Source organism: Flavicella sediminum (assembly GCF_006381105.1).
In the GTDB taxonomy this organism is placed as follows: Bacteria; Bacteroidota; Bacteroidia; order Flavobacteriales; family Flavobacteriaceae; genus Flavicella; species Flavicella sediminum.
In genome coordinates, this window is the sequence record NZ_VDET01000002.1 from 821,060 (window position 1) to 845,049 (window position 23,990).

Below are 23,990 nucleotides of genomic sequence, written 5' to 3' on the forward strand. Positions count from 1 at the left end.
TTTAAAATTATTTATTCAACAATGAAATCCCATACCTGACCAATACTTGCCGCCTCATGATTGTCTTTCACCACAACCTTCCAATAATAAGTTCCTGCACTCATAGAAGCCGTCGTATACGTCTTTGAAGTACCATCACTTAATACTTTTGTTGTTGGCGGGTTTTGCGTTCCTAAGTACACATCGTATGTTAAAACATCATCTGCATCTGGATCATTTGCATTCCATTGTAAAGTTGCCGAATTTCCTGTAATCGTTGATTCCAATGCTGGACTTATTAATTCTGCTGCATAAGGCAAATGATTTTCTTCAGCATAGCCTTCGGTATAAAATTGAAAAACAGAAGAAAATTCACTTTCTCCATCCGTATCATCTTTAGCTTTCATTCTCCAAAAATAAGTCGTTGCTCTCTCTAAACTCGCTGTTACAGTAGTTGTTGTAAGACTCATATAATTTGCTACTTTATTGCTAAACTGATTGTCTGTAGCAATTTCCAAAACATATTTTACAGGATCCCCGTCACTATCTACAGAAGGTTCCCATTCAAAAACAACCTCACTAACGGCACACAAATAATTATTTGTTGGCAAGGTTAATTCAGGCACTGTAGGCTTACTATTATCAGCTGGTCCATCACCACCTCCACAAGAAACAACAGCCATACTCAATACACTTATCGCAATAATTTTATGAATTATTTTCATCTTTTATTTTTTTAGAATCTTAATTATTTCCGGTCTTTCCAAACCTAAACGTACACTATAAACTCCTGAAGCTAAATTTGTAAAATCGACTTCAATCTTCCCATTTTCTACTTTATAATTTCCAGTAAATATCAACTTAGAAAGACTGTTGTAAATAGCCACAGATAGTATTTTTTTCATGGTTGAAACTTGAACTACTGCTGTATTATTTATCGGGTTTGGATACACAGTACTCTTTTGATCTATTTTTGTTGAAAAAACACCTTCACAATCCTTTCCTGTTTTTAGCTCAAAAGTATCTCCATTCAAAGCATCCACAGAAAAAACAGGAGCAACTGTTGTTAAAACAGACAAACCATTTTTATAAACGGTATAAGGCGCAGTACCTTCTTTTACCTCTATCTCTAGCTGATTGTATTTTATGTTGGTTTTTGCTTCAAGAGTACTTCCTGATGCAATGTTTAATTGATAGCATTGTTTTTCAGTCGTACCCAAGTTTGTAACACACAAACTGTACGACCCCACAGTTAAGTTTTGAAGACTCGTATTCTGTACAAATTCGATCTCTTTTTCTCCTAGTACAGCTTTGTAATTTCCATCTAAACCTGCTTCAATTTCAATACTCCCATTATTTTTACCTACACAAGTTTCACCCGTAACTTTTATGTTGTAATGACTACCCGTTATTTCCTTTTTTGAGACCTCCAAAAACAACACCTCTTCTGGTTCCAATTCTAAGACACTTTGTGTACTCGTTTTTCCGTTTAACAGATGTAAAACTTCTATAGATCCATTATGACCTTTAAAGCCTAAATCTAGGGTCGCTTTTGTTTTCCCAATATTTACTATACTAATCACATTTCGACCATCACTTGTTGTAAAAGAACGCCAAGTACAGCCTTTATGACCTCCAGTATTTGTTTCTGACAAGGTTAGCTCAGGAAACCTATTATTTGTTTCCATTAAGGCAAGTGCTTTCGTTTTTATAGCTTCAAAAGAACTCACCGTTTGCAAAGTCCCACTATTTTGTTGCAAACTTTTGGAATGGTTTCTTCCGTACTCATCTTTGGTCAAACTTAAGGCATCTTTTATTATGACACCGCCTTTATCTAAATAAGACTGTAAGGCATCTAATTCATCAACAGTAACAAATTCTGTGTCATAAATTAAAATAACATCCCAATCTGAATTGTCCTGTTCTTTGATAATATCTTCCGTAGCGAATCCAATCGACAAACCTTCAAAAAACAAAGATTCGTACAACTTAAATTCACTGTCCATATGGTCAGTTTTATTTATAGCAGAAGTTTTCGAATCAAAAATTCGAATAGACTTTCTTAGGTTTTGCAATTGCGTAATTTCTTCTGCATAAGAATTCAAATCCATTAATGTTGCCGTAACCTCATTAATTACTCTTGGCTGCTGGTTGTTAGAGCCGGCATAACCATTTCCAGAATTATTTCGAATAGAACCATCATCTCTTCTAGCCCAAAACCAAGTTTGCACGGCATTTAAACCATGAATATATCCCAACCAATAGGTCATTCTAGCATAAGATGGTTTTTGATACAAATCTCTTGATCTCCCTGTCGATAAAAAATGACCTTCCGAATTGTAATTGATTTTATTTGGACTTACAGATTTTACAAAATCATAAGACATACACAATTCTCTCCACTCAAAATTGTAATGCGATTCCCATTCTTGAGTACCACCCCACATATAGTTATTGTGGCAGCCGGCATCGTTTCCAATAATATCACTTTGCCTAGTCAAGGTTTCAAAATCAATTCCATGATCACGCCCATCATTACTCCATAAATTTGGCATGATTTTAATATGTGTCTTTGCGTTCGGGTCGTATTTTTTTACCTCACTCTGCAAAAAAGCAAACCATTCCGAAACTCTGAAAAAATTAAATTGCTGCCAATCGTACCACATAGGGGTGCCTTTCAAATTTCTTTCAATAGGAATGTCAATTGTAACCGCATCAAAAGAAGCAAAACCAGTCCCCCACAAAGTATTTAAATCGGAAATACTAGCATGTTTTGTTTGCAACCAAGTTCTAAATTTCACCTTAGAATATTCAGATACAGGTCCACTTGCCCAAACATCTTTATCACCATCTTTTGTAGTAAAAAAATGAGGCTCATTGGTTAACATATACCCCAACTTTACATAATTTTTCCCTACCATTTTAGGAACCGTACCACTCAATAAATGTCCCATCATTTCACGAGCTCCAGGATTGTCTATATCATAAGATGTATAGGTATCTTCTCGCATTTTAAAACCAGGTCCATACTTTGTTTCTGCCCAATTCGGTGGACTTTTATGATTCACAAACATACTTCCAAAAGTTCCTGTCGCTTTGGAATTTAAATCGTTTATTACCGATGATTTGATTGTTCCATTTTCATCTGAAACATGTGAAGGTGCAAGAAAAAAACCATCTCTTTGACCAAAATATTCGTTCAATTCTGGAGTATATGGTTTCCATGTATAGTCTTCTAAAAAAACAGGCTTTCCTTCGCTCTTTAATTGATTTCCTTCGATGCTAATTTTTGTCCAATCTATTCGAGGAATTTTCTTTCTTACAATTTCTCCGGATTTTATTTTTTTAGCCGTTGAAATCGCCTCATCTAACATCAAGATGATTTCTGAACGTTCAAAATCTGGTAAATTTTGAGCCATTTCTGAAGCGTTTGCTTTATAACGACTTACCATAGAAAAATAGTCGGTATTTTCTGAAATATTTGCCTGATCCCAATTGGCATATTTTAAATATACCTCAGCAACCCGAATGCTCATTTTTTCTTTGACAAGATCAAAACCTAAAGCTTCTGTTTCTTCAATCAGTTCCTCTAGCTCAGTAATTTTTGCCAAAGCTGTCGTTTCTAACTGAGCAGAAACAGGATATAACACTACAAGGAATAAAAAAAACGTAGTGCTGAAATGCTTTTTAAGCAAACTGAATGTTGTTTTATATTTCAAATGGGAAAATCTCAGATTCGACATGTGCTTCATTTATAATTTTTTTCATTTCTAAAACTACCTCCAGATTTTCTTTGGCAATATTTGTTGTTTCAAATGGGTCTTCATCTAAGTTGAACAATTCAAAACTTGCCTTTTTTTCATTTTCAATATTGTACGCCACAGCTTTCCATTTTCCTTTTCTTGCTGCTTGTCTGCCACCTCTACCATGAAATTCCCAATACAAATATTCATGTTGCACTTGCGTTTCTTTTCCTAACAAAGTTGGTAATAATGAAATTCCATCGCTTTCTTTAGAATTAGGAACACCTGCTAAATCGGCTAGAGTTGGCATGATATCCCAAAATGCAGAAATATGATTAGAAGTTGCTCCTGCTTTAATTTTACCCGGCCAAACAGCCACAAAGGGAGAACGAATTCCTCCTTCATACAAATCTCTTTTTATTCCTTTTAAGCCTCCTGTTGAATTAAAAAACTCAGGATCTGCACCACCTTCAGCATGAGGGCCGTTATCACTTGCGAACATAATAATCGTATTATCTGCGATTCCTAACTCATTTACTTTGGCTACAATTTGTCCTACATAAGTGTCTAATCGATCTACCATAGCAGCAAAAGCAGCATGTGGTGTTGGTTGCGGACAATAATGTTTAGGTACCAAATTTGGTCCGTAATCAGACGTATAATTATCTGAATCAACCGTATGTGGCGTTTCAGGAAACTTGCCTTTGTATTTTTCGAAAATAGGATCTTCGGGAGCTAACATTTCTGCATGTGGCAAAATAATAGGTACGTAGGCAAAAAATTGTTTGTCCTTATTCATTTCTAAAAATTCTAAGGTTTTTTTCTGAATCAAATCGGGAGCATAAACTACTTTATGTGCCCAATCATTTCCTTCTAATATGATTTTTTCTTTGTTATGCCAAACATGGGTAGGATAATATCTATGTGACATACGTTGGCAATTGTACCCAAAAAACTCATCAAAGCCTTGATTGGTAGGATCTCCTTCTGTATCAATAAAACCTAGTCCCCATTTTCCAAAAGCTCCGGTTACATAGCCTGCTTTTTTCAAAACTTTAGGAATTGTAATTGCAGACCCCTTTATTGGTTGTTGCCCTTCAACGTCTAATTCTTTATTTCCTCTAATTGGGGTATGACCTGTATGTTGCCCCGTCATTAAAGAAGAACGTGAAGGAGCGCAAACAGAAGTCCCACTATAATGCTGGGAAAACTTCATTCCATTGGCCACCATTTTATCAATATTTGGTGTCGAAAATTTTTGTTGTCCGTAGCTACTTAAATCGCCATAACCTAAATCATCTGCCAAGATGTAGATAATGTTTGGTTTTTTATTTTCTTCTTTGTGTTCCTTTTTAGGAGCACATGAACTGGCTATTAAGCCACACAATACTAATATTTGTAAACCTTTCATAATTCATTTATTTTTTGTCGAAATAACAACCCTACAAAAATTGGATTTTATTAGAAGAATACGGTTCCTATAAGTCCATAAATTGTACATCTGGGTAAAAAAAAAGCTGTTTAAATGAATAAACAGCTTTTATATTAAATAAGGTTGATTTAGTTATAGCGCTGCTCTTTGGCAATTGCTATGGTATAAACCTGAACGGTATTTGTACCATCACCATTGTCTTTAGTCGTTGTTAAGGTACCTGTACCTAAAACCACATCTGCAGCTATCTCATAACGAATCGTTTCTATTAGATCTGGACCCGATTCTTGCTCTACCACAATATTCTTATCAAATGACAGATCATAATTGGTAGCATCGCTAAGATCTGAAAAGTTTGTAGTTTCAAAACTCAAAAGACGTGGCAATGCATCAATATACTCTACCATCAACGCCTCATCTCTATAAACAGAAATTGAAATAGGCATATCGCCAGCTCCGTCAATATTTGTTAGTGCATAAATTGGTACTAATTCAAGTTCTGGAAATGATTTCTCATTACTCTCACAACTAGCCAATGAAATGATCACAGCTAAAATGCTTATATATTTTATAAATTTTTTCATTTTTAAAATTGTTTTAGACATATAAACACTTCTTTTATTGTCAAAAAAAAGTGTTTATATATACCTGTTATATTTACATTCTTTCATTCAACTTAACCCATTGTAGATCGTCAAAATAAATAGTTTGCTCTCCTGTTACACCTGGATTCGAGGCAGGATCAACTTTCAAATGAAATTTAGTACCACCAGCTATATTGGTAACAGTAACTATTCTCGACAGCTCAACCCATTCGCCTCGCTCAATCGTTGAAACATCCCATTCCATCACTGTAAAAGGACTCGTCAACACATTTGTAAAAGCTTTCATTGTATTTCCATTCTCTAAAAATACTTTATACGAAATCTTATATGTTCCTGCTTCAATTGGAGTAGATTTACCTCCTGGTTTGGCAAAATTAGAACCTTGTAATTGAATTGATTTCTTCAAATCATACGTGTATCTCATACTAGCCTCTCCAGAAAAAGCAAGCTCTGTTGTTCTACTAAAAATCGGTTCGATTGTAGAACCATTGTCGTCATTAGTATTACCTACCCAATGTCCTAATGCAAAAGCCGATTTCCAGTTTCCTGCATTCTCATCTTCAAAACTAGCCCAACCCTCTGCTAATATGCTAGCTCCTGCTGCTTGTTTTACAGGTTCTGGTCCAAAATCTCCCAAATTTCTAGCATCCACTGATTCAATGGTTCCTCCCGCATATGAAATAGTAATTTCATCTGTATTAAACACAGGTTCAGATAAAGTCAACTCAATAATTGTAGCATCTTCACTATTTATTTCAACCGTTGCCACAGCAATATCCTGATCAAAAGAAGCTGCTTCATTTTTCACATTTACCGTGAATTTATCTGTTTGACCTACAATTGCTTCCATTTCACCTGTAACTGCGAAAGAAATAACTTGATTTTCGTCCATTTTAACACCTCCGTTGATTACAAAAGGTTTGCTTGAAGCAATTACCTTTATTTTCAAAGGAATCAACTTCGATGTCTCCTTAGAAGGTCCTACATCATTCGTTCTTTTAGATTCAAACCAAGCCGTATAATTTCCTAATTTATTGTAAGTAATTTCAGCTTCAAGGTTTCCACTTGTTTCAGGTTTTCCTCCTTCTACATACCATCTTACCGCATCAACTCTTCCTATTGTTGATAAATCCTCGAATTTCAACTTTTCACCAGCTTCAATAATCACTTCATCCCAAGATCCCATTTCTTCTACTTTAGGATTATTTCCTTCAGCAATAAAAAGAATTTCAGAATATGGATTGCTTTCATCCCAAATTGTAGGTCCTGTAGGATCTGCTGGATTTGGAATATAATTTTGACGATATACCTTTCCAGTAGGAACTGGGTTTGCGAAAACATCAACCGTAAAAGTTCTATCTACAACCCACTCATCATCAACTTTTACTGACTGAGGTACCGAATCTTGAAAAGAATTCACCAGTTTCACCTCTTTAATCCCAGACTCTGTAAACAGCACATTGATCAATTCCTCATTTGAGACTTTTGCATTTGTTGGAAGGATAAATTTTGTATAAATACTATCATCTTCTGTAAAATTATTATTTAAAAATTTCGCTGATTCTGGAATTCTCCATTCATGACCAATTGCATTGAATGACAAATCATAAAACCCAATATAAGAGTCCACATTTATTTGTTTCGTCCCTATTGATGTATTATCTAGAGTAACATAGGATTTAAAACTAGAGAAATCATTATTCCCATCCGTCGAATATGCCTCTGGACCTTCTGTACAGCTTGTTATAAACGCAAAGTTTAATAACAATAGAGCTGCTATTACTATTTTGTTTTTCATAATAATATTATTTATTAATTTCTGAATTATACAATACTTCACTTAAAGGAAGCGGCAAATAGGCATGTAAAGTAACATCAAAGTTATCAGCCGCTGCATTGTACTCATTGTTCAAATATTCGCTATTATTTCCTATTCCTGGTTTTATCAAACTTGCATTACGACTTGCATTACCACCTTCAGCGGTTGTATATGCATAATTTTCCAATTGAAAGTCTAAAGATGCCAAATGCTCAAAACGAGATTTCGTAACTCCCCATCTTCTTAAATCGATAGCTCTTTCTGCGTAGCCCTCTAAAGATAATTCTAATGGTTTTTCTACATACATTAAATGATTCATTAATGTTTCTTTTGTATGAGCAACTTCGTCGTAATCGAAACCAGCAGGAGAACTCGCAGACTCACCTAACAATTGCAATCCCCATCTTTTACGAATCTCATTGATATATTCCATTCCTCCGGCTAGGTCTCCAGTTTGTATCAAACATTCTGCATACATTAAATAAGCATCTGCCAAACGATAAACAACAACATTTTTCCCCGATTTCCATGCAGTTTCTAACACATCGCTTTCACTAGCCGCTATATCATGATTCGTTAATTTTTTAAAGTTTGAAAACGTTGTATTACCAAAACTTATTCCTTTATTGGCAGTTTCATACTGATAATATTCAGATTCTTCATCATTTACCACCGCACACATTTGCGCACATCTTAAAGACACACTATTTAAAGTACTCCCTGTATCACCTTTGTAATTACGAGTATCATTCGCATCCATAACTTCACTTGAATAAGCATATGTAATCCAAGAAGATGGTACTACGTATGCATTACCTTGTACACTTCCTGTAGGACCAAAATATCTTGACCATCTATGGAAAAAGCTCTCTTCATCCCAAGCGGTTTCTTCTACTTGATGCAATGAAGAATAATTCAATTCATAGATAGATTCAGAATTATAATCTCCTGCAGATGTGAACAACTGTTTTACATCAGCACCTTGCAACAAACTATAGCCATAAGTACCTTGATTATTTACAACATCACCTAAATACAACATTGCTTTTGCATAATCATCTGCTCCTTTTGTATCGGGTGCCGGATTAACATCACTAGCCGTGTACAAATAACTCTTACCTAAAACCAATGCTGCCAAACCAGCACTTACCCTTGTCTTTTTTTCTTGAATCGCAGGAAGGTTTTCATACGCGTATTTCAAATCTTCTCTAAAAAAATCTAATACTTCTTTTGAAGTTGAAAAACCTTTTGAATACTCCTCTTTTCCGATAGGGACAGCATCTCTTAAAATAATTTTACCATTATTATAGTTAGAATGTAACCAAAAATGCATCAAACCTCTAAAGAATCGAGCTTCAGCCATTTGTGTTGTCCATCTTTCTTCAGATTTATGTTCCGCATCCAAAGCATTTAAACCTTCAATCAACTGATTGGCTCTCCAGATAACCTGATACATTCCTTCCCAGCTTCTTGAAAAGAAAGTTCCACTATTTGAAAATCTTTGTTCGTGCCAGGTTAAACCAGCTCCATAAGGAGTTCTCCTACTTTTCGGGTATCCAATATCACTTCTCCATGCTTCATAATCAATACCTAAAATGTATTGGTTTAATGTCGCTCCGTATACGGCTGTTAATGCCGTTTCCGTTTCCTCTAAATTCGACCAAAATATATCAGCAGATACATTGTTTGGGTTTACTTCATCTAAATAACTTTCACAAGATTGAAAAGATCCCATCAAAATAGTTAGTCCAAGTATGTATTTTATATAGTTTTTCATTTTATTCTTTTTAAAATTTAAGATTTAAACCTAAAGTATACAATGCCGTTACGGGATATCTTGAAACATCAAGTCCTCTTCTGGTTACATTTCCTCCAACTTCAGGATCATAACCTGAATAATTTGTAAACGTCAATGGATTTTGAGCCGTTAAAAATAATCTTAAACTAGTAGCTCCCATTTTTTCACATACATTCTTCGGAATTGAATACCCCATCGTTACTAATTTCAACCTAAGATAATCTCCATTTTCTAACCAATAATCTGTACTTCCTATATAATTAAAAGAACCTTCTTTTAGTCCTCCCCTATTTAATGGAATATTCGATGTAGGGTTGTCTACCGACCACTGATTTACTAAATCTTTATGTCTTCCATAAGTATAGGCAGCAGCTTTGTTTCCATTCATCAACTCAGCCCCAACGGTACCATACCAATTTGTTGAAACATCAAAGTTTTTATAACTCCATCGTAAATTGATACCGTATTCAAAATCTGGTAATGCGCTCCCTAGATAATGCCTATCCGCATCATCAATATCACCTGATTCGTCATGATCCACGAAGATCAAATCTCCTAGTTTTGCATTTACTCTCGAAGGAAATTTTTGATACTCCGCTAACTGCTCTTCCGTTTTAATAACTCCATTTGTCTCATACAAGAAAAACGACCCTATTTCATAGCCCTCTGCCAATACTGTTGTAATCGAACCTGGATCTCCAGAAATTAGAGTTGAATTTGCATTATTGATAACCGTAGAACCTGCTGTTTTTGTTATTTCATTTACATTCTTTGAAAAAGTACCTCTAAGATCTAACCTACTTTTTCCAATTTTCGCTCTATATCTTCCTGCTATCTCTAATCCTTTATTTGTCATATTTCCAATGTTTAAAACAACATTTGGACTGTAATATGCTCCTGCTGAACCTGGCAATCTATCTGGGAATAACATATCTTTATTACGTGCATCGTAGTAATCTACACTTACAGAAAATTTATTTTTCAAGAAAGCCAAATCAACCCCTATATTTGTTTCTGTTTTTGTTTCCCAAATTAAATCTGCTGTAGCGTAACTTTTGACTGCATTACCATAACTCACATTTGCATCATTTTCATCAAAAATATAATCCATAGAAGAATCTACTCCTGAAGAAAAACTATATGGCGTTATTCTGTTGTTTCCAACTGTACCTCTACTAATTCTAAATTTAAAGTTATTTACAACCGACTTGTGGTTGCTCCAAAAATCTTCATCTGAAATATTCCACGCAAAAGATACCGACGGGAAAGTCCCCCATTTATATCCTGTTCCAAATTTTGAAGAACCATCTCTACGAACCAATCCAGAGAATAGATATTTACCTTTATAATCGTAAGTAATTCTCCCCAAAACACCAATTAAAGTGTTATCAAAGTTTGCTCCATTAGAGACACTTGGATTGATGGTAGCCCCGTTAAGAACCGAAATATTATTATTAGCAACTCCTTCTTGGCGTGCTTGAATAGATTCTTGGCCTTCTTCTTTTATAGCAAATGTTGTTTGCGCACCTATGTTATGATCTCCAAATTTTTTTTTGTATCTCAAACTAAAATCAGAAGACAAAGTTGTTATTCTTCCGGTGTTTACTTGTACAAAACTTTTCGTTGGATCTACCTCACTTGTATTATCTGTCAAGTCAATTACCGTATATTTTGGTGTAAACTGATTTCTAACATCCGCTGTTATTGCTGTACCAACAGTAGCTACTGCAGTTAAATTCTCACCAAAATTTCTAGTCACACTTAAACTTGCATTAATTCGATCTCGAGTACTATTGTCTTTTTTCTTTAGTGCTCTGGCTAAAATATCCAAAGGTGTTGTAACACCTCCATTACCATTTGTATAAACTACGTCCGAATCAGGGTCTACAATTGGGTAATAAGGCGTATATCTTAACGCATTCACAATTAGCCCGTTACTTGATCTTTCTCTTTTCTCGGTAGTAAAGGCCAAACTTGTATTAATTTTCCAATTATCAGTAGTATAACTTGTTGTAGTTCTACCATTAATTCTTCTAAAACCAGAATTAATTAAAGTACCCTGTTGTTCGAAATAACCTACAACTGCATTGTATGAGAAGTTTTTTGTTCCACCAGTTACATTTAATGTGTGTTGTTTTGTATCGGCATTATTTATTAAAACATAGCCGTCAAAAGTATTGTTATTATTAATCCAATTTGCGTTTCTCACTGGCCCAGGAACAAATGGTGTTGCTCCATTTTCATACCTTGTTGTTGCATAAAACAATGATTCTTTGGTGTCCATTAATTGGATTCCATCCCTCAAAGTCTGTACTCCATAAGTAGTATTTAATGTTACACTCATTTTCCCTTCTTTACCTCTTTTGGTTGTAATTAATATTACACCTCCGGCTCCTTCTGATCCATATATTGCTGCCGATGCTGCATCTTTTAACACATCAATACTTTGAATTTCATTTGGACTCAATCCTGGATTTCCTTGTTGTGCAATACCATCAACTACAAACAATGGTTCGTTTGAACCTACTAAAGAAGTTACACCACGAATTTGAATACTCGCTTGTTCTCCTGGTTCTCCACTTGCTGCAGTAATATTTACTCCAGAAACTTGACCTTGTAAAGCTGATGCTAAATCTGGTGTTACAAAAGCTTCAATTTGCTCAGCCTTTACTTGTGCAACAGCACCTGTTAATTCTTTCTTTTTTACAGTTCCATATCCTACTACGACTACTTCTTCCAATTCATCTACAGATGATTTAAGCAAAATAGCCATGGTTGCACTTGTTACTTTTACCTCTTGTGGCTCCATACCTACATAGTTAAATGTAAGGGTAGCTCCCATTTCTGTTTTGATAGAAAATAGACCATCAAAATCTGAACTTGTTCCTTTTTGTGTACCTTTTATTAAAATAGTAACTCCTGGAATAGGTAAGGCATCACTATCACCAATTACCGTTCCGGTAACTGTAATTTGATTTTGTTGTGCATTTGCATTGAAACACAACAGACTTAAAATAGCTACAAGTAGAAACCTACTCATAGTTATTTTACATCTAAATAAATTTTGTTTTTTCATTTTAGTGGTTTTGGTTGTTTATTGGATTGTTCATGTAATTCTTCCATTGAATTACATCAAATACTATTATTCACTTTTTGTTAGTTTAAGTTTTTAATTCCATATCGCGTTCATTTTTAGTTTGCATTAGTTTAGTTATTTCGTTTATTTGAATTTTATTTTCTCCATATCAGAAGCTGTTTCTATGATGGTATTGGCTTTACCTTTGTACTTGTTTTTCTTAAAAACCACATTTTTAGAGGATTTTATTTTTATGGCAGGATTGTTAGAAAACAACATTGGAAAAGTACCTGAATTGGTAATTTTATTTCCTTTGATCACTAGGCCGTCTGTATTTGCTATTTCCAAAATTAAATTGTCAAACTGATGGAAGGTATTGTTGCTTATTTCCACGTTTTTGAACGCAATATTTTCATTATCATCATCGGTTACAAAACGAATAACACCTCTGTCAAATCCACTATGCTGACAATCTTGAAAGGTATTATTGCTAATCGTTAAGTTTGCTGCATTTCCAGATTCAAACCAATGCCCGCTTTCTACAGGAATAAGAATTGCTTCCATTTCTGTATGAAAATAATTATTTCTGATGATGGTACTTTTGGGGTTAGATATTAAAAGTCCGCGAGCACGATTATTACTAATCACACAATTTTCTACCAATAAATCAGGATAAGCATCTAAGTTTTCAATCAAATCGCCAGCTTTTACTTTACTTGGCAATTTTTCATTGAAAGTAATTATATGATAGCGTCCGTTTATTTTTTGAACACTTTTAATGGTTAATTTTCTATAAGAGAAAAAAGAATCACTCAATCGAACCAATCCTATAGTATCCTCTGTATCACCAATTTGAAAACCTTGTTGTTGCGAATGCCCCATTCGCACACCCAAAGTATATTCATCTAAAACATCAACTACTTCTTGGTACGTTCCGTGTACATTGGTTGCATCATCTAACTGGTTATTAAAAGTACAATTTTTCAATTCTACTTTCCCTCTACAGCCCACAAAATGTGTAGCATCTGCACTGGTAGAAACCATTCTTCCTTTTGAAGGTTTTACATGAAATCCATCCAAAATAAGGTCTGCTGAATTTTCGGCGATTAGCCCCATTCCACCTGCATGGTGTACGGTAACATTATTGGCATTAAAACCACTGGTATGTGTAACTCTGAAAGCAGGTGCCAATCTGTTTATACTTTGATCTCCTTTAGAGGTTAGCACCATTCCTAAAGGCGGCATTTTTTTTCTATGTCCATAAAAACGAACAAGACCCGGTTTTAGTTGCTCAACTTTTAAGGTATTTTGAACTCCTAATACTTTTTGAGATTTAGAACGATGGTCAATTTTATATTTATAGTATATCGATTTTATATTATTCTGAACAGCATTTTTCTTTCCGTTGGAAATATTTGTATACGATTCAGTATCAAAAGCTATAGCTTTTCTTATTGGATCATATAATATTGTTTGTCCTAAAGTATGCTCATAATATTCCTTTACAAAAACAATTTGTCCATTTCTAATTTCATAGGGATAGTCGTCAGAGATTTGCAAATCGAAAGTTTTCTTTTTTTCATCTCTTGCAACCACCAATCCTTCACTGTGAAAAGCCATGGCCCAATCTACAGTAACATTTTTTATAGAAATATTAGTAGAATGATCTATTAAAAAAGGAATCATTCTACCATGAAAAACAAAGGTTGACCCTTGCCCATCGATGGTTAAATTCTTAAAATTAAAAATCGGAAATGCCGTACGCACCATCACATCATCATGGTTAGAGATGTAACAGAACTTCTCTAATCCTTTGTCTGGATAAAAATGATAAATTCCTTTTTCAAAAGAAATTTTTGAAAGCGGTTCTTTATCTGCCAACAATATTCTTTTCAAAACAGCCGGAGTTGCATCATCTACAATACTCTTTGTAAATATAGCAGTGCTTGAAACATTAGATTGACCGAAAGAAATGGCAACACTACACAAAACAGCCAAAAAGGTAAGTCTTATTGCTTTGATAGACATTTGATTTTTAGACATAAAAATTATCATATTAAGTATTGATTGGAATACAAAATTGATTTTTTTTAAGTCTATTGCTATACAGAAGCGTACATCAAATGTGTTTAACAGTAAAAAAAACGTTGAATTATAACTAATTCTTAACATTTTTATCCCTTATTTTATCCTAACTAAAAATCCTTGTCACATTAATGTAACAAGGATTTTTTTATACCAATACGAAGCTTTCTAAAGTCTAAATTTTGTTTCTCTCAGTTCTTTAGAACGAATTTTTAATATCACTGAGTTGGCCATCTTTCTTAGCACCACCAAACATTTTCCTTTGTTGGTCTTTGAAGTTTTTAGGTTTTGAAAATTACCATGGTAATTTGTATCACCATTGTCAATCGCAATAATTTTGCCCTCTCCTTCCAATTCAAAATCAAGTAGCGAAGCGTCTTCATAAATTAAATTCCCTTTCTTATCTACAAGTCGAACTTCTAATTGCACTAGCTTACTTTCTTTATTTTCGTCGACTTTAGTAATTTCTAAATGATGTGGTTTTCCTGGGGAATTCAATTCAAATTCACAAACTTCTTTTCCATTGATAATCCCAACTGCTTTTAAATTTCCTTTTTGGTAAGTCAGGTTTTTCCATTTCACAATCCAGTTAGAGAAATCGGCTAATTTTTTGTTTCCAATTTTCTTCCCGTTCAAATACAAATCGACAGATTCACAATTGGTATAGGTCACTAAATCAACTTTTTCACCTTCTTTTCTATTCCACGTTTCTTTCACTGCTGGAAACCACCACTTCCCTGTTTTGGAAAAATCATCAGCATCTCCATCGTAGACTGCAATTCTTACCATGGGTTTTTCCGACCAAAAGGCTTCGTACAAATAGGAAATTTCTTTTCTAAAACCACCTCTATCTAACAAACCACAATTGGTTCCTAAATTTGGCCACGTTTTAGATTCACCCAAATAATCTACTCCCACCCATAAAAACAAGCCCATATTATGCTCATTGTCCAAAACATCCAACCAAGGAGAACGTTCTATATTGGCAAATCTTTTTTCTGGAGTGCTATTAAAATACACATAACTCTCGGTACTTACATAAGGCATTCCCGGATTTCGCTCGCCAATTTCTTTACACCATTGTTCGCCATAATTCAAGGCGATTAAATCCATTTCTTTGCAGGTTTCAATAATCGCGTCTACTTTTTCAGAAGGCACTCCATCTTTTCCTCTTTCCATTCCTGAAATTACAGGACGAGTAGGATCTAAAGAACGGACAAAACGGGTATATTTTTTCAAACCTTCAATTTGCTCAACCGTTCCTGGTGAGTGATTTTCATTCCCCACACTCCAAATAATTACACTTGGGTGATTTCTATCTCTTTGAATTGTAGCTTTGTAATTTTTCTCCCATTCGTATTCAAAATAAGGATCGAAAAAACTGGTAGGATTGAAAAAACTGTTCTGAAATTTTTTCATATCAATGGTACTTAAATCGATATTCCATTTGTCTACAAACTCATTCATGACCAAAAACCCCATTTCATCGCATAAATCTAAAAACTCGGGTGCCATCGGATTGTGAGCCGTACGAATGGCATTACAACCTATTTCTTTTAATTTCTGCAATCTTCTTTGCCATATTTCAATAGGAACGGCAGCGCCAAAAACACCGGCTTCATGATGCAAACACACACCTTTCAATTTTAAATTTTCTCCATTTAAAAAGAAACCTTTTTTTGCATGAAATTGCGTCGTTCTAATTCCGAATTTGGTTTCATAACTGTCAATTATTTCCCCTTTTATTGTAAGAATACTTTTAGCCGTGTATTGCGTTGGCTTTTGAACAGACCATAATTCTGGATCTTTTAGCTCAATTGTTTGCTGTACTTTGTTTGAAGTTCGGTTTCCTATTTTTCTTGAAGAATTTGCAACCGCTACTTTTTTATTATTGCAATCATAAATGGTGGTTTCCAAATGGAATTGAATTGCCTTGTCTGAATTTTTTATCGAAGTCTCAATTGATATTTTCGCTAGCTCTTTTGTTATTTTTGGTATCGTAACAAAGGTTCCCCATTGGTCGATTGCTATTTTATTTGTACTTGTCAGCCAAACATTTCGATACACCCCAGAACCCGAATACCAACGACAATTTGGAATGGTGGAATTATCTACCTTAAGAGCAAATGTATTTTCTTTTCCAAAATTCAGAAAAGGTGTCACATCAAAATAAAAGCTTGTATAACCGTCGTGTTGACTGCCTACATAATGGCCATTTACCCATAAAGAAGAATTTTTATATACACCATCGAATTCAATTTTAAATTCTTTTGCAGCTGCATTCTTGTCTATAAAAATTGATTTTCGATACCAAGCAATTCCTCCTGGCATCCAAGCATTTCTACCGGAATTTGTTTTTTCTATTTTCCCTTCAATACTCCAATCATGTGGTAAATTTAACACACGCCAATTGGCATCATCAAATTCAACTTTGCTATAATTTACATTGTCTGATAATTCAAACTTCCAATTGGTATTGAAGTTTTTTCTTTCTCTTGGAGCGTTTTGTTGTGCAACCAAAGTAAAGCTCCACATTAAAAAAAGGGATACTGCGTATAGCGTCGTTTTTAGCATGAATTCAATTTTTTGTTCCTTGCAAACATCTCGTAATTTAAACGAAAGCGTGTCTCTACCAGTTAATTTAAGGTACCAATGCATACAATTGAACCAATTTTATTCTAAAATGTTGCTTGTTCTTTTTAATTCAACAATAAGTGCTAACATTCATAAATTTAGACACAACTGACATTAAGACAACTAATCCATTTTTTTTGAATTAATTTTTTCTATCAAAATCATTCACCGCCCACTTACTATTTACTGTATAAATGAATTTCGTCAATAAAAATTACTCAGAGATCAAATCCTGAAACCATTTTCTTAATTTCAACGTAGATGGTCGATCGTCTAAAAACATATCACAAGCATGTGCTTGCAAACCAGAATTTACAAAGGTGGTTTTTACATTTGTATTTTTTAGCATCTTTTTAGGCTCTTCATTTTTTGTATTGTCGGTTTGAAAGAAGGATTTCCCTTGGAAGTTTTTCAATCTTTTTATGGCATCTTCCATTTTTGCTCCACCCCATCCATCACCATCGTAATGTTGACAAGCATGAATTCCTTTCCATAAGGAAGCTATTTCTTTAGTTCGCAATCCTATAAATCCGCAAGCAATAGCTCCTCTAGAAAAACCTGTGATGACCAAATTATTTGCATCAGCACCAAAATTCTGAATCACATCCTTTACCATTTTTACGGTGTAATCTGCAGTATCCTCCGGATTTCCCCAACCGCTTTCCGCAATTTTTTGTGTCTTATAATTTACAAAAGGCATGCTCAACCAAATAGCGTCTTCACCTTTGGTCATTCCATACCCTATAACACATTGCTCGGGTCTTCCTGTAGAATAACATTTTTCGGTATAAAAGATATTCCCTGGAAACTCTACTATAACCGGATATTTTTTATTGGGATTCCAATTTTTCGGTAAATACAAAACTGCATATAAATCGGAAGGTTCCGTGTTTTTTAATTTGTACAAAACTCGCTTGCCTGCTTTCGGAGTTTCCAAAGTCATGTCTGGTACTAAAAGACGCTCTTTTGGCACTTTCCATTTGGATGTTTTCCCTAAGCCTACAATACTTTCTAAAGTAAAAGAAACTTCTTTCTGAGCTTTTACGGTAAGTATTCGAAGTTCTTGAATATTCTCCGGATCTAATTTGTGGGTACCGTCAGGAAAGGTAGCTCTTAAATCACATACGCTTGTTTTTCTTTCTCCTGGTTTTAGTTGAATTGTTTTACCTACAGCATTCCAACCCTTAGTTCCCACCACCCAAAACATAATTTCTACCGGACTATTTCCTGTGTTTTTAAATGTCGCTTCAATTTCTTTGGTAGTCGATAAGTCCCAACCTTTGGAAGGTTTTAAAATAGAAATAGCCTTATATTTCGTTCCTTTATCTTCTGGTATAATTTTTAATTGATACCCTATTCCTTTCTTAAATTGCACCGCTAATTCTGTTGAATTAGAAAAAATGGGCTTTTTTAAAAAATCAATTTCTTGAGCATAGCTTAGAGTGCTCAAAAGAATAAAAAAAAGGAATAGACTTCGCATCATTGCCATTTAATTGAAAGAAACCAAAGCTATTTAATTATTTATTCTTGAACAATGAATGAATACCTTGTTGAAAAAGCTTTAGATTTTACTTGAATCGTAGCTTTTTTGGCTGAATCTCCAATTCGAACTAAGGCTGTCGCAATTCCTGCTTCTGCTTTCACTCCATCTACATTCATAAGTTCAAGGTCGCCATCAATTGCTAGTTCCAAAGCTTCTGAAAAATCAGGAACAACGGTTCCATTCTCATCAATAGCAGCAATGTATACGAATACGACATCATTGACACCCGCTTGAGGTTTTTTTCCACTTTCATCTACCCACACTTTAAGTCCGGTTACTTTTTTTGGTGTATGTACTGTAGATTCCGCAACCGCTTTTCCTTTTATATACCCCACCGCTTTTAAAGTCCCTGCTTGAAAACTCTTCATTTTAAATGTAAATGGTGGATGGACTAAATTTGTAGAATTTTTATCTCGATCTGGAATTTGAGTACTTACTAATTTATCGTTTAGAAATAATTTTACTTCCTCACAATTGCTAAAAACTTTGAGTTCTAATGGTGATTTTTCATTCCAATAACTCGCAATTGACAAAACAATTTCATCCTCCACATCTTTTTGACTTTTGTAAAAATAGTATCCAAACTTTGGCAGTCTAAAAATATCCATCAAGCCAGATTCTTCTAGCTCGTCATGGTAACCTCTGTTGTAATCATACATTACCCAATAGCTATCAGAATAGGCTTTTGTATTAAAGTTATCGTTGTGTGATTCTTGAACATTGTAGGCCTGTCTTAGCAACCTTTCCTCTCCATAAGCACGTGCTTGTCGACTACTATATTCATCACGTAAATTATTAGGAAGTTGGTCTTGGTTCAGTCCTGCATTTTTTGAATAATATTCCCAATCACCATATTCTGAAACCGAGTAAGGTTGGTTTTCTTTTAAAGCATGAGGGTGCATAATTCTATGCTGACGTGCTTGTAAATAAATATCATAAACATCGTCCATCCAACCACAGGAGTATACATTATCTCCCGGATATTCAGCATGCACAATTTTATCCAACTCTTCCATAAAGAAAACGGGCATTTGTGTTTCATTTAAAGAAACTTCCCAAGCCAAAACAGAAGGTCTATTCCTATCTCTACGAATTAATTCTGTAGCAGAAGTATAACAGTACTCTCTAAACAAATCATTGTCTAGATAATATTGCCAGCCCATAATGGCGTCAATAACGACAATTCCCAATTCATCACAAGCATCCATAAAAGCAGGAGATTGTGGGTAATGTGACAAACGGATATAATCAAATCCACCGTCTTTTATTTTTTTAGCATCTCTATATTGTGCATTATCAGAAAGTGCATAGCCTACAAAAGGATATTCTTGATGACGATTGACACCTCGTAAAAATGTTTTTTCTCCATTGATGAATAAATCGTTTCCTTGGAAGGTAAATTCTCGAATTCCAATTTTATTTACCAGCTTGTCTACTTCTTTTTCATCGACAAAAACAGTCGTCACCAATTCGTACAAATTCGGATTTTTTGGTGACCATAAATTTGTTTTATTTACAGAAATTTCAGCAATAAGTTCTAAATCCTTTCCTTCTTCTAAATTAACTTTTGCAGATTTTTCTTTGGCTACCAATTTTCCTTTAAAAAACAAGGCATTTTCTAACACAATATTTCCTTGTGTTTTCCCATCATTGGCAATTTGTGTTTTTATTTTGACAAGAGATTTTTCTTTTGAAACTTTTGGATAAGTAACAAAAACGCCCCCACCTGCAACTTTATTTGCTAAAATAGGATGCGTAATATGTACGGCATCTTTAATAGTTAAGGAAGCATTTCTATACAAACCTCCATACATGTTAAAGTCCAATCTCTTTAAAGGTTTTGGCCCCGTAATTGGATTATCTCTGTTATCCAAACGAATAGCAATTACGTTTTCTTTTCCCTTTCTTAGATACTTTGTCAAATCCACTACCACTGGCAAATACCCTCCTTGATGAACTTTGACCAAAGTTTCATTCACCCAAATTTTAGAATGATTCATCGCTGCCTCCAATTCAAAGATAATTTTTTTGGTTTCTTTGAATTCTGGAACGCTAAAGGTTTTTCGATACCAACAGATTCCTTGCCACTGATTGTTAACAACCAGAGGCTCTATATTGGCTGTATGAGGAAGACTCACATCTTTCCAAGAAGTATCTTGAAAATCATTTTTTATAAAAGATTCATCCACAACTTCGGAGTCAAGTAATTTTTTAAACTTCCATCCTGAATTGATTTTAATTTTCCCTGTTTCATTGTTGTTACATGCTTGTAAACCCAACAAAAAAACTAAAATTAAAAAGCTTCTAAACCCAATAAATATCTTCCTATACATCGTCATTTTTATTTTTTCTTTTTAGAATTCTTTGTTGCTTTTTTCCACAAACCTGTAATTCGTTTATAACCAATTTCTTCTCCTTCTTGCATTTTTTTATAGTCTTTAGGCATTGTTTCTTGCAACCATTTTACCACAGCTGGACCTGTCATAATAGTAGGCTCAAAAACATCGCTTACAGGAACTATTTCTTTATCAAACACAGCTATTTCTTTACGCATTTTTTCTAACACATCTGTATATTCTGGATTTGTTGCTAGATTATGTAATTGCTGTGGATCATTTTTCATATGGTACAATTCCTCCTTCGGTTTTGTCGGTTCAAAGAAAGGTTTTTGGTTTTCGTTTAATTTCCCTTCTTTGTACAATTGACGCATGACATGAACCGCTGGTCTGTAAAACTCCAAATAAGCTTGATGCGCATCGTACGCTAATTCTGGCTTGTCATTTCGGATATATGACCATTCTCCTGAAGTAATGGATCTAGAATCCTCCATAATTTCATCCCACAAATCACGAGCACCATACACATATTTACGATCAAAACCTTTATCAAAAATGGCTTTTCCTGTCATGTACGAAGGCACTTCTATTCCTGCCGCATCAATTATCGTAGCGGTAATATCTGTTGAAGCAACCACTTTATCACTTACTTGTCCGGCTTTTATTCCTTTTGGATAATGCATGATAAATGGAATTCTTAGTCCTGGATCTTGTAAATATCCTTTTCCTCTAATATTACAACGACCGTTATCTCCAATAAAAATGACAATGGTATTATCCGCCATTCCTTTTTCTTCCAATTCTTTGAAAATCATTCCTACTTCGTCATCCATATATTCAACCTGATCTAAATACTTCGCCCAATCCAAACGGATAGCGGGATGATCTGCCATATACTCAGGCAAGGTTAACGTTTTTGGGTTTACAGGGTGCTTTGATTTCTCTCTAATTTCTGTCCACCAAGGACCTCTATGCGTTACTTTTAACTGAATTTGTGCAAAGAAAGGTTCGTCGGCTTTGGTAAAGGTATTTGTCTTGTCAAAAAGCCCAAAATTCTCTTTCCCATCCCAAGGACCTAGAGGTGTATGTCTAAAATTGACATCAATTTTTTGACCATAGGTATATACTTTTTCATGTCCTAAAATTGTTGTGTACCCTGCGTCTCTTAACAATTTTGTAAAAGGTTTGAATTGCGCATCTAAAGGTACATTTCTATTACTTCTATGATGATGCGAATTGGTTTTTACTTGGTGCGTACCCACCATCATAGAAGATCGGCTTGGAGAACAAATAGGATTGGTCACAAATGCATTGTTAAATCTTATTCCTTCCGCTGCCATTTTATTTAAATGTGGTGTTTTCACATTTGGCATACCGTAGCACTCTAAATCGGTACTCATATCTTCTGCCATTAACCAAATAATATTCGGTTTTTTAGGAGCTTCTTTTTTACTTTCTTGCGACTTGCTTCCACAGCTAATCAGCGTTAAGACTACGGTAACTATACTTATATAATTTTTCATACTTACTTTTTATTTCATTTGAAAACACCTCCTGAAAATGGGAAATGAGGATTTTTCACACTTTCTCTTTTTAAAATTTCATTTGCTTTTTTCACCAACTCAGGATGCGTATCTGCAACATCATTTGTTTCAAACAAATCTTTTTCCAAATCGTACAGTTCAGTTCTGTATGTATCTCCATAACGCACCGCTTTCCATTTCCCCATTCTTGCTGCCTGTCGGAAACCTTTAACTGAGGGTCCTTCTTGAATTTCCCAATACAAAAAATCATGTTTCTTTTGAGGCTTTCCTAGCAGTTCTGGCAAAATTGAAATTCCATCTGTGCTATCAGGTGCTTTTGTTTCAGCTAGCTCTGCCAAAGTTGGCATGATATCGTAAAAAGCGGCTTGCAAATTTGTAGTTGTTCCTTCTTTTATTTTCCCTTGCCAGTAAGCAATCAATGGAACTCTAACACCACCTTCATACACATCACGCTTATATCCTTTTAAGCCTCCAGAACTTTTGAAAAACTGATAACTATGGTGATTCTCATTGGTAGGACCATTATCGCTAGAAATTAAAATTAAGGTATTTTCTAACTCCCCGTTTTCTTCTAATTTGGTAAACATTCTTTTAATCTGATCATCCAACATCGTAATTCGTGCGGCATGACGTCTTTCAATTTCGGGCCATTCTTCTAGCTTATCAGCATACAAATCATTTTTACTTAAAAAGAATTCATGTGCATGTGGAGTTCTATAAGACATGTATAAAAAGAAAGGTTTTTTATCATCCTTTTTATCAAGATAATCCAAGGCAAAATTGGTTCTAAATTCATCCAAACATTTATAATTATTGTAATTATAAAAAATAGAATCTTGATTGTTATTTACCCAGTGTACTCTTTCGTCAATTTCTTTTCCGTTTTTATCTTCTCCCCATTGTTCTTGCACTGCGTAATCAAATCCACGACCTTTGGCCCAAGTAGACACATCTTCTGGCACACCTAAATGCCATTTTCCAATCATGGCCGTTTGGTAACCCGCACCTTGTAGCACTTCCCCAATGGTTGTTTCTGATTTCTTAAGAGGAACTCGATCCCAAGAATTATGTATAGTCCCTTTATTTCCACGAATAGTTACATGTCCGGTATGCAAACCTGTCATTAATACAGCTCGTGACGGAGAACAAACCGAAGTTCCCGCATAAAAATCTGTAAATCGCAATCCTTTTGAAGCTATCTCATCCAAAAACGGCGTTTTAATAACTTTTTGTCCGTAAGAACCTAATTCACCATAGCCCAAATCATCTGCCAATAAGATGATAATATTGGGTCTGTCTAATGTTTTTTTTGAAGAAGGCTTAGCTGTTTCTTTATTTCCACAAGCCAATAAGCAAATAACGGCAAGTCCTAAAATAAGTTGTTTCATTTCAATTC

13 protein-coding genes are annotated in these 23,990 nt (G+C 34.6%); all 13 read right to left on the reverse strand.

The features are described from left to right. Positions 1 to 11: 11 nt before the first annotated feature. The gene (locus tag FGM02_RS03840) at positions 12 to 704 is read right to left on the reverse strand and encodes a fibronectin type III domain-containing protein (protein WP_139956993.1); all 693 of its coding nucleotides are present in this window, start codon (positions 702 to 704) and stop codon (positions 12 to 14) included. 3 nt (positions 705 to 707) lie between these two features. Beyond that, on the reverse strand, positions 708 to 3,674 hold the full coding sequence (locus FGM02_RS03845) for a beta-galactosidase (protein ID WP_166461129.1): 2,967 nt from the start codon (positions 3,672 to 3,674) through the stop codon (positions 708 to 710). Between the two features lie 13 nt (positions 3,675 to 3,687). Next, positions 3,688 to 5,133: an arylsulfatase gene (locus tag FGM02_RS03850; RefSeq protein ID WP_139956995.1), complete on the reverse strand. Its 1,446-nt coding sequence runs from the start codon at positions 5,131 to 5,133 to the stop codon at positions 3,688 to 3,690. Positions 5,134 to 5,282: 149 nt separating this feature from the next. Beyond that, a complete protein-coding gene (locus FGM02_RS03855; RefSeq protein WP_139956996.1) occupies positions 5,283 to 5,738 on the reverse strand; it encodes a hypothetical protein in 456 nt (151 codons plus the stop codon). A 73-nt stretch (positions 5,739 to 5,811) separates the two neighbouring features. Next, on the reverse strand, positions 5,812 to 7,557 hold the full coding sequence (locus FGM02_RS03860; RefSeq protein WP_139956997.1) for a SwmB domain-containing protein: 1,746 nt from the start codon (positions 7,555 to 7,557) through the stop codon (positions 5,812 to 5,814). A 7-nt stretch (positions 7,558 to 7,564) separates the two neighbouring features. Then, positions 7,565 to 9,355: a RagB/SusD family nutrient uptake outer membrane protein gene (locus FGM02_RS03865; RefSeq protein WP_139956998.1), complete on the reverse strand. Its 1,791-nt coding sequence runs from the start codon at positions 9,353 to 9,355 to the stop codon at positions 7,565 to 7,567. Between the two features lie 10 nt (positions 9,356 to 9,365). Then, on the reverse strand, positions 9,366 to 12,452 hold the full coding sequence (locus FGM02_RS03870; protein WP_243739347.1) for a SusC/RagA family TonB-linked outer membrane protein: 3,087 nt from the start codon (positions 12,450 to 12,452) through the stop codon (positions 9,366 to 9,368). Between the two features lie 144 nt (positions 12,453 to 12,596). Then, positions 12,597 to 14,495, reverse strand: coding sequence for a right-handed parallel beta-helix repeat-containing protein (locus FGM02_RS03875; RefSeq protein WP_243739348.1), 1,899 nt, complete (start codon positions 14,493 to 14,495; stop codon positions 12,597 to 12,599). A 210-nt stretch (positions 14,496 to 14,705) separates the two neighbouring features. After that, positions 14,706 to 17,195 carry a glycoside hydrolase family 2 TIM barrel-domain containing protein gene (locus FGM02_RS03880; RefSeq protein WP_243739349.1) on the reverse strand — a complete coding sequence of 830 codons (2,490 nt, stop codon included), beginning with the start codon at positions 17,193 to 17,195 and terminating at the stop codon, positions 14,706 to 14,708. Positions 17,196 to 17,385: 190 nt separating this feature from the next. Further along, a complete protein-coding gene (locus tag FGM02_RS03885; protein ID WP_166461130.1) occupies positions 17,386 to 18,621 on the reverse strand; it encodes a hypothetical protein in 1,236 nt (411 codons plus the stop codon). A 71-nt stretch (positions 18,622 to 18,692) separates the two neighbouring features. Further along, positions 18,693 to 21,047, reverse strand: a complete 2,355-nt coding sequence (locus FGM02_RS03890; RefSeq protein WP_139957000.1) for a glycoside hydrolase family 2 protein — start codon at positions 21,045 to 21,047, stop codon at positions 18,693 to 18,695. An 8-nt stretch (positions 21,048 to 21,055) separates the two neighbouring features. After that, complete coding sequence (locus tag FGM02_RS03895; protein ID WP_139957001.1) at positions 21,056 to 22,573, reverse strand: sulfatase family protein; 1,518 nt, start codon at positions 22,571 to 22,573, stop codon at positions 21,056 to 21,058. Positions 22,574 to 22,587: 14 nt separating this feature from the next. Then, positions 22,588 to 23,982, reverse strand: coding sequence for a sulfatase-like hydrolase/transferase (locus tag FGM02_RS03900; protein WP_139957002.1), 1,395 nt, complete (start codon positions 23,980 to 23,982; stop codon positions 22,588 to 22,590). Positions 23,983 to 23,990: the final 8 nt, after the last annotated feature.

Excerpts from the sequence above, each read along its gene's own strand:
- FGM02_RS03840 (WP_139956993.1), bottom strand. The coding sequence starts at position 704 with ATGAAAATAATTCATAAAATTATTGCGATAAGTGTATTGAGTATGGCT.
- FGM02_RS03850 (WP_139956995.1), bottom strand. The coding sequence starts at position 5,133 with ATGAAAGGTTTACAAATATTAGTATTGTGTGGCTTAATAGCCAGTTCA.
- FGM02_RS03855 (WP_139956996.1), bottom strand. The coding sequence starts at position 5,738 with ATGAAAAAATTTATAAAATATATAAGCATTTTAGCTGTGATCATTTCA.
- FGM02_RS03860 (WP_139956997.1), bottom strand. The coding sequence starts at position 7,557 with ATGAAAAACAAAATAGTAATAGCAGCTCTATTGTTATTAAACTTTGCG.
- FGM02_RS03865 (WP_139956998.1), bottom strand. The coding sequence starts at position 9,355 with ATGAAAAACTATATAAAATACATACTTGGACTAACTATTTTGATGGGA.
- FGM02_RS03870 (WP_243739347.1), bottom strand. The coding sequence starts at position 12,452 with ATGAAAAAACAAAATTTATTTAGATGTAAAATAACTATGAGTAGGTTT.
- FGM02_RS03875 (WP_243739348.1), bottom strand. The coding sequence starts at position 14,495 with ATGTCTAAAAATCAAATGTCTATCAAAGCAATAAGACTTACCTTTTTG.
- FGM02_RS03880 (WP_243739349.1), bottom strand. The coding sequence starts at position 17,195 with ATGCATTGGTACCTTAAATTAACTGGTAGAGACACGCTTTCGTTTAAA.
- FGM02_RS03890 (WP_139957000.1), bottom strand. The coding sequence starts at position 21,047 with ATGTATAGGAAGATATTTATTGGGTTTAGAAGCTTTTTAATTTTAGTT.
- FGM02_RS03895 (WP_139957001.1), bottom strand. The coding sequence starts at position 22,573 with ATGAAAAATTATATAAGTATAGTTACCGTAGTCTTAACGCTGATTAGC.
- FGM02_RS03900 (WP_139957002.1), bottom strand. The coding sequence starts at position 23,982 with ATGAAACAACTTATTTTAGGACTTGCCGTTATTTGCTTATTGGCTTGT.